This window comes from Bullifex porci, assembly GCF_009695635.1.
GTDB lineage: Bacteria > Spirochaetota > Spirochaetia > Sphaerochaetales > Sphaerochaetaceae > Bullifex > Bullifex porci.
Map to the genome: position 1 here is coordinate 1 of NZ_VUNN01000035.1, position 12,078 is coordinate 12,078.

Below are 12,078 nucleotides of genomic sequence, written 5' to 3' on the forward strand. Positions count from 1 at the left end.
CTCTCATATTTTTTACTCTTTCATTTTCAAATATTTTGACTAGTTCTTAGTCTTATTGTTGGTTATCTATCTTCATTTATTTTGATTATTTTGACTAGATTATCTATATATAAAATAGCTATCTATAGAATACCTTTCCAGGGCTTATCATGATGCACCGAAATACTGTGCCACCATCGAAACGGCCCAGGTAAAAAAGGATGAAGTTGTCTTTACTGGCGAGATTCCCGCCCGCTGTATACAGGCATACCGTACTGATCTGGCCTTTTACACCAACGGGCGGAGCGTATGCCTTACAGAGCTGAAAGGATATCAGGCCGCTGTCGGTCAGCCGGTCATCCAGCCCCGCCGTCCAAACAGCCGCCTGGACAAGGTGCGCCATATGTTTCAGAAGGTAATGTAAAGATACATAATCGTCAAGACGGCAACAATCAGAAGTTATGGAGGGTAACAATGGAATATAGTAAGGAAGATTTAATGGAAGCAAAAAAGCAAATTTGGGGAGTGGGAGAGAACATGGGAACAGAGGAAAGTAAAAAAATCTGGGAGGAGAACGCACAATTTTGGGATAATGCAATGGGTGACGAATCTAATGAATTTCACAGAGAGGTAGTGCGTCCCAAAGTAACGGAACTTCTATCTCCTAATCCTGCGGATTACATTTTGGATATTGCGTGTGGCAATGGAAATTATTCTTCGTATCTTGCACAAAGAGGCGCTTCGGTTGTCGCTTTTGATTACAGCAAAAAAATGATAGAATTGGCTAAAAGACGGCAATCACAATATGCAAAACAAATTGAATTTTGTGTGGCGGATGCGACCGATAGAAAAAGTATATTAGAATTAAAAAGAAATCGAGCCTTTACGAAAGCAGTTTCTAATATGGCAATTATGGATATTACGGATATTGAACCACTTCTTATGGCTGTTTATGAACTGTTGCAGGAAAGCGGAATTTTTGTCTTTGCAACGCAACACCCTTGTTTTGTCACGTTGACTGAAAAATATATGACACCGCACAGTTACTATGATATAGCGATTGAAGGGCAACCGAAAGAGCAGATTTATTATCATCGTTCCATACAAGATATTTTTAACCTTTGTTTTAGAGCTGGATTTGTCATTGATGGATTTTATGAAGAATGTTTTAAAACCAACAAAGAAATTCCTATGGTAATGATAGTAAGGCTTAAGAAGGTAAAACGTGATAGCTTAAAATAAATTCAAGTTTGTCGGGTAAATAGCAAACCCAGCCGAGCCAGTCAACGGTCAAGATGAACGGCGCATATGCGCAGCCGTTGACAGCCCCGCCCGCCTTTGCTGGTAGGCAATCAAGGGGCGACAGCAAGAAGTGCCACCGCCCCGCACTATTATTCAGAAAGGGGAATTTCCATGACCGACCAGATAGCCTATCAAGAATATATCCAGCGCAGGTACAACGCCTTTTGCAAGACTGTTATCCGCTGTGCCGCCTTGGACAAGATTTTGAAGCTTAAACGGCAATGGGAACGGCAAGTTTCCCTTGACTATCTGATGAACGAGAAGTTTGTCCAGTTTGCCGCGTCGGAGCCGGACGAGGAATACCCATTTACCGTCTGCGGTCAGACCGTCCTGCTCTGCAACGCCGCCCTTGCCGACGCGATCTCTGTTTTGCCGGAGCAGACGCGGGAAGAAATCCTGCGCTATTACTTTCTGCGCCAGCCGCAGCGCGTGATCGGCGCGTGTATTGGCCGGTCACGCAGCACAGCGGGGCGGCATATCCAGCTTGCCTTGCAGCGGCTACGCGAAGAAATGGGGGTGAGCCGGTATGAGTAGACTTCTCCCCTATGAAACAATCCTCAAAGCCCGTGAGGGCGACCCAGAAGCCGTGAACGCTGTCCTGCTCCACTACGCCGGATATATCCGCTATTTCTCAAAAGTGAACGGGCAGGTCAACGCCGAGGTGGAGGACTATGTAAAGCAGCGGTTAATTGACTGTCAATTCAAGTTCCGGCTTGACGAACCACCGGACAAGTCATAAAAACTGAATACCAGCCGCCACCGACGCGGCCAGCGAAAGCAGTAAGTCTTGAAAAAGATTTACTGCTTTTTTTGTTGTCCGGCTCCGCTCCCGGCCATTTTGCCCCCTGCCGGTTGTAGTAGTAAGCGAGGAGGGAATTTTTCTGCCCTGGTGTTTGGCATTTGGAGCATTTACCCGTAGTAGAGGGCAAAGAGAAAGGATTTCTCCAACACCGGGTAGAAACCACTGCGTCCGGTGTCATTTTAGCGAAAGCGGGCAGGAATGCCCTTTACAGGATTAGTAGTAGCAGAAAAAGAGAAACAAACTTTTGTGGTTGCAGTTTTCCAAAAAAGTGGCGGACGGAAGTGAGAGAAAGTTTGCAGTCACGGAGAGCAAGTTTCTACCACGGTGCCAAAATCCGCAATTCTGCAGTTTTGCCCCTCGCGGGAAACTTGTTGGGGAGTGCCTTCCCCAAACCCTGCTCATGCGCCCTTACGGGCGAGAAAGGAGGTCACACCATGCGAAAGAAATACAACACGCCCCACCGCAGCCGCGTTGTGAAAACCCGGCTGTCCGAAGATGAGTATGCCGACTTCACAGCGCGGCTTGCGCCCTATGGTATCAGCCAGTCCGAATTTCTCCGGCAGGCGATACGGCGGGCGACCATACGCCCGGTTGTCCATGTGTCGTCGGTCAATGACGAGTTGCTTTCCGCTGTCGGGAAGCTGACAGCCGAGTACGGCAGGATCGGCGGCAACCTCTGACCTTGCAAACACAATGCTTGACAAGGCTATAAAGACACTAAAGCCTTGGGAGAAGCCTATCGTCCACTCAGATAGAGGAGGACACTACAGGTGGGATGGCTGGATATCCAGGATGGAAAGCAGAGGCCTTACCAGATCTATGTCAAAAAAGGGATGCTCTCCTGACAACTCAGCATGTGAAGGATTCTTTGGAAGGATAAAGAATGAAGTCTTCTACGGAAGAGACTGGAAAGGATGGACTCTTGATGATTTCATGTACTTTATTGATAGGTATCTCAACTGGTTCAGGAATGAAAGAATAAAGATAGGTTTAAACAATAAAAGTCCAAAGGAGTATAGAACTGAACTTGGTCTAGCATTATAATTTAGTCTAAGAAAATGTCCGCACTCCCTTTTCCCTTTTCAACTGACTCTGACACCAGTGCTTCAATCGTATCCTGGACGAATACCGGCCCCGCTGGTTCATCCACGGGCATATCCATCTGAGCTATGACGTGGTCCCTGCCCCGGGGCTGCCAGCGCGGCGAAACGACTGTTATCAACGCCACGGAACGTTACATCTTCGAGATCCCCGACCCGGAGCCGTCAAGCAAACCTCACAGGAAACACCAAAAGCCTTGAAAAATCGCTTTGCTCCCGATGTCCTCTCCCCTCCGGCCGATCGACACAGGCCCCTTACAAACGCAAAAAAGCAGTCGGACGTTCTGCCGACTGCTTTTTTGTGCTTTTCAGGAATGTGTCCCCACGTCTGCCGGAACCGCGCGGAGTTTTTCCGCATAGCCGCCCTTAAAATACAGGCAGGCCGCCGGGTCGCAGGCCATAAGATCAGAGCTGCCGGTCAGGTCCAGCGCGCAGGCACGGCAGCCCGCCCCGCAGCGCGTGCGGAACGCACAGGCCCCGCACTGGGGATTCTGTCGGAAAAGATCCTCCAGTCGGGTGTCGATCAGCCGCAGATAGGCGCTGTCCGAAAGGCCTTTTTGCAGCCCTGTCTCCGTGACCAGCGGATATTCCCGCTGGACAGCATCGAACGAGGACAAGGACATGCAGGGCAGCATCCGCCCTTCGGGGGAGAGATAGAGCTGGCTGCGCGCATGCCCGCATACCGTCATGCGGGCACAGTCCATCCCCTCGGGGTGTTTCTCAAAGGGGATGCTGTATCGCCCGGTGCCCTTCTGACCCCAGAAGAGCGCGCCCAGCATCAGGTCCAGAGGAGCGCCATCCTCAAAATAATGCGGCAGATATTCCAGATACAGATCAAACAGCTCCTGCGTCCCGATGCTGGCGTTTTCTCCGGTCGTGCGGAGCCAAAGCTCGGTCTCGCTGACGGGATTGACCTTGCAGTTCCTGACATGGTGGGCGGCCAATGTGTTCAGGCTCCGGCGGAGCAGGTGCTTGTTTTTCTGATGCAGACACAGCTCACTGCCGGTGGGAAAACCCCGCGCGTAGCACAGGTCAAACGCGCGCAACACGCTCTCTCCTGCGTTGGGGATGCCTCGCAGCCAGTCGTGCATGCCCTCGTCGCCGTCGTAGCTCATGTTGAACTCCGGCCGCTGGCCGTATCGTTCCAGCATATCCAGCAGGCGGTCATTCACAAGGCTTCCGTTGGAATAGATCTGTGTGATGACCATCCTGCGCTCGGTCAGCTCCCGCACGATGTCCTCAAAGTCGCTGCGCACCAGCGGTTCCCCGCCGGTCAGGGAGACTTTTGTCACACCGCATTCGTCCAGTTGACGCAGAATATCCAGAATGGTCTCGTGGGGCAGCTCCCCGAGTTTGGCCTCCGGGGCCGACATGTAGCAATGACGGCAGCGATAGTTGCATCGGCCGGTGATGGACCAGTGGACCGATTCGATATAGCGGTTCGGGAATCTGCGGTACCGCTGGTCTGGGGTCAGCTCTTCGCCGTAACCGCAGGGCCGGATGATGCCCTGCCGTTCCAATTCAGGGAACAGCGCCCGCACCTTTTCCGGGTAAAGCGGCAGGGAACAATCCGTACACCCATCGCAGAGCGACAGAGCCCAGAAGGTCGTCCTGTCCAAAAAGACGGTCCGGTTCTCCGGGCGGCGCAACAGCGCATACGGCAGCTTTTCATAGCCCCGCAGACAGAACCGCTCGTTCAAACGATAGAAGCAGCCCATAGTTCCTCCTTTTCCGGCGTCCGGGTGCCGCTGATGCGCTCAACTGCCCAGGTTGGTCGCACCCGCTCCCGCCGCCACACAGACGCAGCCGCCCTTGTTCCAGTTGTTTTCCAAAAGGTCTTCTGCCAGCAGGCCCAGCGCCGAATGCCTGGGCAGGAAGGTCGTGGCCTTTTTCCTTTCCCTCAGGCTTCCGGTGCCGCCAAGGAAGCAGACGCACTTCAGGCCGTCGCCGGCACCGTAGCCCGCGACAGAACAGCCGCATCCACCGCCGCCCGTCACGGCATTCAGCTCGTCGTCATCCAGTTCCCCCTGCGGAATCTGGAGATCGGCTTCGGTCAGCTCGACGCCGTATTCCTTCAGAAGCTCGATCATCTTCTCTATCATTTCGGTCTGGTTGTCAGCGGTAATCGCTTTCAGCCTGTCGTTTAGCTCCGGATGTTCCTGCAATACCTTTTGCAGCTGTTCCTGTTTCTGTTTCTGTTTCTGTTCGTTCATCGTGATACCTCCATAAGGTAAAATTACTTATGGACATGACGGTCAAACCGTATATCCATTGATTCCATTATATCAGGCAAATGGATGTGTTGTAAGCGTATTTTCGTGATCCATATCCAAAATGACGAAACAATCCGCAGAATCAGTGCATGAGAAAAACCTATGCACACTATACTGATGCACAAAGAGAAACGTAGTTGCTGCTGTCAGGTCCGGACTTAGCATTCGCGGAATCGGGAAACGCCTCAGCATCCCTGAATCCACAATCAGCCAATGGGGTCATAAAAACTACTTTTGACAAGAAGATGCTACAGCATGGATTAAGTGCCTGGCATGAATCTGAGTCTTTCTATTGGAGGTCACTTGCATCTGAGGAGGGTCCTTGGATTTTCGGAGAGGATACCACCGGGAAACTTCTGGAGAAGTCGGTGCGTTGTGTTGCTGCGCCGGAAATGGTGATTGGCAACTGCAAAAGAAGTAGTGTAGCACAATAAAGTAGGAAAGGAGTATACCAAAAAAATGGATATGCTGAAATATGGACTTCAGCGCTGATTTGCGGGTAAGATTCGGCTGTAAGAGGAGAAAAATATGAAGAGTAAGAGAAAGATAATCCTATAATGTTGTTTATCGCTGTGTTCTTCTTCACTTCCTGTATCACGGGAAGAAGTAGCGATGCTGAAGGCGTGATCGGTATTGCATGGAGAAGTGATGCGGATTCAGAGTTCTTCACCAATATAACCAGGACGCTGGAGGATCTTGGAATACCTTATGCGATGGTGGATCAGGTGGTGGACTATTCCGTACCTTACGAGGGAAACAGTGTTGCTTCATTCTGTATTGATGAAAATGACATCCTGCTTCCGGTCTATGCCGAGAAAGTGAAGAGTGAACTCTACCACAACTCGAACATAGATGAAGTGATGCATGCACGTGATTACAGAGCAGTCATCTTCACAGGAGGTGAGGACATCGCACCTACACTCCTTGCTTCCCCTGAGCCTTGGCACGGTATTGAGGCTGAAAAAGATTACAATGCGACAAGGGATGTCTCTGATTACCTTCTGATGACGTACTGTATCGACAATGACATTCCTGTCATTGGCTTCTGCAGGGGATCGCAGATGCTTGGTGTGGTATCAGGAGCGGAGATCATTCAGGATCTTCCTGTATACTTTGAAGACAATGGTGTGCCTTATGACTATGAGCACAGGAATGAGAAAGCATCCTCCGATGCATACAGGGACTATGCACCTCATGATGTCATCCTTACCGAAGGCTCAAAGGTTAAGGAAATGTATGGCCTTGATACCCTTGAAAACATCCCTTCCTGGCACCATCAGGCACTGACGGGGCTTGAGGACAAGCCACTTCTGCTGGCAGGCTACACGGAAGTAAATGGCCTGAAGACTGTTGAGATAATCGAACGCCGAGACAAGGCTTTCGTCATCGGCTTCCAGTTTCACCCTGAAGCTGCTTATGTGAAGCACCTGGAAGGTGCTGACAACAGTGACAGCTTTATCGATGCTGATACCGCTGCCGTGATTTTCCGGGAAATAGGCAGGCTCACGGATATGTAAGCATCATATATAAGCACACCGGAGGGAATATGTGATTGCCATTAGATAAGGAGGTTAAATACTTATGCCGGTGTAGCCCCAAAAGCAGTTTATCTCATTTCATATGTTGGAAATTCCATTCAGACCGCATAAGTTTTTGTGCTTCTCGGCTTTAGTCAGCAACCTCCCGTGCCAGCCTGGAGAAGAGCTGGTCTGGGGCGCGTCTGCGGTTGAAGCGGAAGCAATTCGTCCAGGTAGCTCTGGAGCTGCTTACATCTGCAGTGGTAGGTTCCGGTCAGAAATGCTTTGAGGTTGCTCAGTGCCTTGGGATACTGACATCACTTATATCAAGCTTGAAGGTCGTATGGTTTATTTTACTGCAATTATTGATTTATACAGTAGAAAGATTTTATCGTCCATATTCATATTGGAGCAAAGGGCCACACCCCGCAGACCCTCCGAAACCTGGCCAACATCATGGCAAGCCACGAGAGCCTGATTGCCGAAGCCCTGGAATTGGACCACGGAAGAATGAACCGGTACTGCAAAACGGTTGCCCCCAAATTCCTGGAGGTCCTCAACAAGAAGAAGCTTTATACCGTAAAAATGGTGTAGCTTTAATGGAAAAATCTCTTGCCATATTTACTTTCCCTTAATAATTGCTATATTTTAAGGGAAAAAAGACAAGGAGTACGGGCAAACTTATGAAGATAGATAAAAAACAATGGAAGTGGACAAGAGCGCCTAAAGATTTTTCTATTGACGATGATAGAATTGAAATAATAACAAATCCGCATACTGATTTATGGCAGCGCACATACTATCATTTTAGGAATGATAATGCCCCTGTGTTGCAGATAACTACTGATGAGAAGTTTTTTTCATTTGCAGTGAAGACGGAATTTGAAAGCAAGGTTCGTTTTGACCAGTGTGGCGTAGTTATGTACTTGGACAGTGATAACTGGCTTAAGGGCTCTATCGAATATGAAAATGAGGACTTTCAGCATCTTGGAAGTGTGGCAACAAATAATGGTTTCTCTGACTGGGCAACAACTGAAATTGACTCGAGTATCAAATCCATGTGGTATAGATTTAGTAGAAGAGAAGATGATTATTGTATTGAGTGCTCCGAGGATGGTGTTAAGTATAAGCAGATGAGAATCTGCCATATGTATAAAGCCACTGATGAAATTCAGTTTGGAATTTATGCTTGTAGCCCGGAGGAGTCATCCTTTAAGGCTATATTTACAAATATGGAAATAACAGAATGCAAGTGGCTGGCTCATGATGGTCAGGCTCCAGATGAGGAGATCTAGTAAGACAGCGTGGCTGTGTGAGAGGTGGGGGGAGTAAGAAAATGAGAACATTTAACTATTCAAAAATAAAAGAAGAAAAATGGGATTCAGAAATTCTTGGTCTCGTAGCAGCAATATACAAGTTCGCAGGTAAGCAGGAATTATATCTTAAGCAAAGACCAGATGAACTTGAAAAACTTGTGGAGATTGCAAAGATTCAGAGTACTGAGGCATCAAATGCGATTGAAGGAATTGTAACCACCAATACAAGAATTAAACAGTTGGTGGAAGAGAAGACCACACCTCGAAATAGAGACGAAGAGGAAATCGCAGGGTATCGTGATGTATTAAATATCATTCATGAGAGTTTTGATGCGATTCCTATTACACAGAATTATATTTTGCAGTTGCATAAAATTCTGTGTAGCCATATAAATAACCCACTCGCAGGGCGAACCAAGAATGTGCAGAACTATATTAGTGCCACATACCCGGATGGACATACAGAGGTTTTGTTTACTCCGTTGGCTCCATTTGAGACTCCAGAGGCACTTGATAGAATTTGTGAAGAGTACAACAGGGTGATTGGAAATTATGAGGTGGAGCCATTACTTGCTATTCCGATTTTTATCCATGACTTTTTGTGTATCCACCCTTTCAATGACGGTAACGGCAGAATGAGTAGATTGCTTACAACCCTGCTACTTTATCGCAGTGGTTTTTATGTAGGTAAATACATTTCGCTCGAAGCTAAAATTGCAAAGAATAAAGATTTGTATTATGAGGCTTTAGTTCATTCCCAGGATGGATGGCATGAAGGAGAAGAGGTTGCAGTTCCTTTTATCAAATATCTCCTTGGAACTATTCTTGCAGCCTACAAAGATTTTGAAGACCGATTTGAAATTGTTGAAGAGAAACTTCCGGCAATCGAGATGGTTCGTAAAGCCATACAGAATAAAATCGGGAAATTCAACAAGCAGGATATCCGTGAATTATGCCCGGCTCTTAGTGTAAGTTCAATTGAAGGGTCACTTCGTAAGCTTGTAGCAGAAGGAGAACTTCGAAGGGAAGGCACCGGCAAAGCTACATTCTATGTCAGATTGAAATAAGAATAAATAGGCTATTTTAGTATCAAGGATATGTTCCCGTGTATGAAAAATAGCCGTTTTATTGCAATTTCTAGATCTTGAGAATTATTTCAAAATGAGTAAATTGTTGATGTCAAAAAGTGGCTGGGAAAACCGTATATATATAGGAACCCATGGCGTTTTTTCGTGCCATGGCAGGTGAACTGCGGGTAGCGATACAGCTCTGCTTCTTTGCGCGATCAGTCATATCGCCAATAGGATAAGAGTAAGGACAAGTATCTGTCATCCACGCCCAAGTCCCAATCTTCACGCATGAACGGTTTAGGGAATCTAGTGCTGTCAATGCGATGTTGCAGGTCATTCTATTTCTTTTCGTGAAAATGAATGCAAAATTGCTCCATGAATATAAACTCCTATCTTCCACATAAAACTACCAAGAAGTAGGAGTAGGATTTGGTTCTGCTTTTGCTATTATCTTAGGATAAATGATGTAAGAACCTGATTTCTTCGGGAACTAAGGAAGTACATCTTGTTTTTATCTCTCGAGAAAAATGCGGAATTCCGCAAGAATTTCGAGAGTTTGCTTGATTCAGAAAGCGGTAGTGCTAAAATTTTTGCAGACAACCGCACTTTCATTAGCAGAATTTCAGAGCATGAAAAAAGCACCTTATGCATTGCTGCATACAAGTGCCAGTTCAGTGAATAAGAAAACCCCGCTGGTGTACACGAGATCTGCTTTCTTTAGTGGTTAGTGAGATAGAAAATCTTCATCCAGTAGGAACTGCTCCACTCCTACATACTGAATACCATTTTCATCCCGCCATGGTTTCATATAGTCCTTTACCACTACAATCTTTCGGAAAGAATCCGGAATGCGGATTAAGGACGCGATTTCCTGTGCTTTTTTATCCGGTTCATCAATGGAGAGCGCCGATTGAATATAACAGCGTTCGTCTCCTCTGTTGATTACAAAGTCTACTTCCAGCTGTTTCCGAACCTTCTTACCATCCGGCTCCACGGCATGCTGCTCAACCACGCCGACATCGACATCGTATCCTCTTCGGATCAGATCATTGTAAAGCACATTTTCCATTAGGTGGGTTTCTTCAATCTGTCGAAATCCAAGCCGAGCATTACGCAATCCAGGATCAGAGAAATAATACTTAACAGGGGTCTTGATATATTTTCTCCCTTTTACATCATAACGTTCTGCCTTCTGAATCAGGTAGGCATTCATGAAGAACCCAATGTAGTTGTCAATGGTTCCAGGAGAAATGCTGATGTGCCGCTCTGTGTCAAAGGTATTCGACAGCTTCGTAGGATTTGTGAGAGAACCCACAGCTGAAGCAAGAACGTTCAGGAGGATTTCCAGAGCTTCTTCATCTTTTTTAATCTTATTGCGTTCCAGCACGTCTTTAATGTAGGTGCGTGAAAACAGGTCTATCAAATAACGACTTCTTTCTTCATGAGTTTCGTATGTCCACACCAAAGGCATACCGCCATAAGTGTAGTAGTCACGCCACGCACCGCGCTTGTCTCCATCATAGTGTTCATAGAACTCTTGATACGAGAGCGGATATACTTTAATCTCATCCCCGCGATCACGGAACTGTGTGAGTATATCTGAAGACAGCATTTTTGAATTACTAACCGTAATATACACATCTGCATTTGGAATCTTCATGAGACCAAGCACAACATCAATGAATGTCAGCTTTGCATCCGGGGCATCCACATAGGGGTTGGGAACAGTAGAAACAAACTGTATTTCATCCAGGAAAATATAATAGCGCTTGGTTTTATCTTTGATCTGCTCCTTTACATATTGGTTCAGTTCAAATGGATTTCTGTATTTTGCATTATCGATTTCATCGAGGGCAAGAGCGATGATCTGGTCTTCTCTTACACCCGTCTCCATCAGGTTATTACGAAACAAATTAAATAGGAGATAGGACTTCCCACTTCTTCTAAGGCCTGTGATCACTTTCACACGTCCGTTATCTTTCTTCTTTATCAATTGATCGAGGTATTGTTTGCGTTCATATACCATATTAATCTCCTGCTGAAATATTTGCGGATTACCGCACTTTTTCCAATAACGCTATTAGTATACCATATTTTTGTCAGACATTAATCGTTATACTGAAATTTTTGCAGATTTCTGCATTTTTATCAGTAAACGGTCTATTTATCAACCTATTTTCTGGATTCTTACAATGAACCGTAGAAGAATACTCGTGAAAATGTGAACACCCCTTTAATCGCTGTGTTATGAGCATAATAAAACAATCTGGTGAGGGAATTCCCCATGAAAAGTCGGTTACGAAGTTCAAAGGCAAACTGAAAGAGCTTTGCTGCAGAAGCTGGAGCATGCCCATGGACTACAGGATTCAGAGATACAACCAAACCATAAGGGGATGGTTAACTACTTCAGAATTGGCGATATTAATGAGTATTACACATCAAGGGCGCCAGTAATTTACATTAAAAATGCTGGTTGCGGCAAAATATTAAATGGAGACTATAATGGTTGCTATCAAATATGTACTCATTGAAAAATAAGGGCATAAATTCCTTGTATTGTCAAAAAAGTTGAGAATTATATCTTGATAAAGTATAATATTAAAAAAGAGGGGCACAATGTCCCTGAATTATCAATTTGGAGGTATTATGGAAATAAAGAGAGATATATACCTACAGAAGCTAATAAACCGTATGCATAACGGGATGATAAAGGTTATTA

Annotated in this window: 12 protein-coding genes and 2 pseudogenes; 11 read left to right on the forward strand and 3 right to left on the reverse strand. The window is 46.2% G+C overall.

What is annotated here, in order from left to right:
* Positions 1 to 127: 127 nt before the first annotated feature.
* From FYJ80_RS11045 to FYJ80_RS11075, 6 genes and pseudogenes are all read left to right on the forward strand, one after another.
* Positions 128 to 403, forward strand: a pseudogene (locus FYJ80_RS11045) (tetracycline resistance ribosomal protection protein Tet(W)); the annotation flags it as partial.
* 50 nt (positions 404 to 453) lie between these two features.
* Positions 454 to 1,221, forward strand: coding sequence for a class I SAM-dependent methyltransferase (locus FYJ80_RS11050; protein WP_002586626.1), 768 nt, complete (start codon positions 454 to 456; stop codon positions 1,219 to 1,221).
* Between the two features lie 171 nt (positions 1,222 to 1,392).
* On the forward strand, positions 1,393 to 1,815 hold the full coding sequence (locus tag FYJ80_RS11055) for a sigma-70 RNA polymerase sigma factor region 4 domain-containing protein (protein ID WP_002586616.1): 423 nt from the start codon (positions 1,393 to 1,395) through the stop codon (positions 1,813 to 1,815).
* Positions 1,808 to 2,020, forward strand: a complete 213-nt coding sequence (locus FYJ80_RS11060) for a helix-turn-helix domain-containing protein (RefSeq protein WP_002586615.1) — start codon at positions 1,808 to 1,810, stop codon at positions 2,018 to 2,020. Before FYJ80_RS11055 ends, FYJ80_RS11060 begins: the two co-directional genes overlap by 8 nt.
* A gap of 497 nt (positions 2,021 to 2,517) precedes the next feature.
* Positions 2,518 to 2,763, forward strand: coding sequence for a plasmid mobilization protein (locus FYJ80_RS11070; protein WP_456236614.1), 246 nt, complete (start codon positions 2,518 to 2,520; stop codon positions 2,761 to 2,763).
* A 1-nt stretch (position 2,764) separates the two neighbouring features.
* Positions 2,765 to 3,127: pseudogene (locus FYJ80_RS11075) on the forward strand (transposase); the annotation flags it as partial.
* 364 nt (positions 3,128 to 3,491) lie between these two features.
* Here FYJ80_RS11075 and FYJ80_RS11080 read toward each other — a convergent pair.
* Together FYJ80_RS11080 and FYJ80_RS11085 are read right to left on the reverse strand one after the other, a co-directional pair.
* Positions 3,492 to 4,901: a radical SAM/SPASM domain-containing protein gene (locus FYJ80_RS11080; RefSeq protein ID WP_154426901.1), complete on the reverse strand. Its 1,410-nt coding sequence runs from the start codon at positions 4,899 to 4,901 to the stop codon at positions 3,492 to 3,494.
* A 39-nt stretch (positions 4,902 to 4,940) separates the two neighbouring features.
* Complete coding sequence (locus FYJ80_RS11085) at positions 4,941 to 5,396, reverse strand: hypothetical protein (RefSeq protein ID WP_154426903.1); 456 nt, start codon at positions 5,394 to 5,396, stop codon at positions 4,941 to 4,943.
* Positions 5,397 to 6,013: 617 nt separating this feature from the next.
* Here FYJ80_RS11085 and FYJ80_RS11090 point away from each other — a divergent pair.
* The 4 genes from FYJ80_RS11090 to FYJ80_RS11105 all read left to right on the forward strand — a co-directional run bounded on the left by FYJ80_RS11090 (position 6,014) and on the right by FYJ80_RS11105 (position 9,356).
* Positions 6,014 to 6,973, forward strand: a complete 960-nt coding sequence (locus tag FYJ80_RS11090; RefSeq protein ID WP_154426905.1) for a gamma-glutamyl-gamma-aminobutyrate hydrolase family protein — start codon at positions 6,014 to 6,016, stop codon at positions 6,971 to 6,973.
* Between the two features lie 453 nt (positions 6,974 to 7,426).
* A complete protein-coding gene (locus FYJ80_RS12305; protein ID WP_407921438.1) occupies positions 7,427 to 7,567 on the forward strand; it encodes a hypothetical protein in 141 nt (46 codons plus the stop codon).
* A gap of 89 nt (positions 7,568 to 7,656) precedes the next feature.
* On the forward strand, positions 7,657 to 8,268 hold the full coding sequence (locus FYJ80_RS11100; RefSeq protein ID WP_154426907.1) for a DUF1349 domain-containing protein: 612 nt from the start codon (positions 7,657 to 7,659) through the stop codon (positions 8,266 to 8,268).
* Between the two features lie 41 nt (positions 8,269 to 8,309).
* Positions 8,310 to 9,356: a Fic family protein gene (locus FYJ80_RS11105; RefSeq protein WP_154426909.1), complete on the forward strand. Its 1,047-nt coding sequence runs from the start codon at positions 8,310 to 8,312 to the stop codon at positions 9,354 to 9,356.
* 727 nt (positions 9,357 to 10,083) lie between these two features.
* Here the strand turns inward: FYJ80_RS11105 and FYJ80_RS11110 are convergent.
* Complete coding sequence (locus FYJ80_RS11110; protein WP_154426911.1) at positions 10,084 to 11,385, reverse strand: ATP-binding protein; 1,302 nt, start codon at positions 11,383 to 11,385, stop codon at positions 10,084 to 10,086.
* Positions 11,386 to 11,705: 320 nt separating this feature from the next.
* Here FYJ80_RS11110 and FYJ80_RS12310 point away from each other — a divergent pair, with 320 nt between their 5' ends.
* The gene (locus FYJ80_RS12310) at positions 11,706 to 11,813 is read left to right on the forward strand and encodes a hypothetical protein (protein ID WP_407921439.1); all 108 of its coding nucleotides are present in this window, start codon (positions 11,706 to 11,708) and stop codon (positions 11,811 to 11,813) included.
* The last annotated feature ends 265 nt before the right edge of the window (positions 11,814 to 12,078 follow it).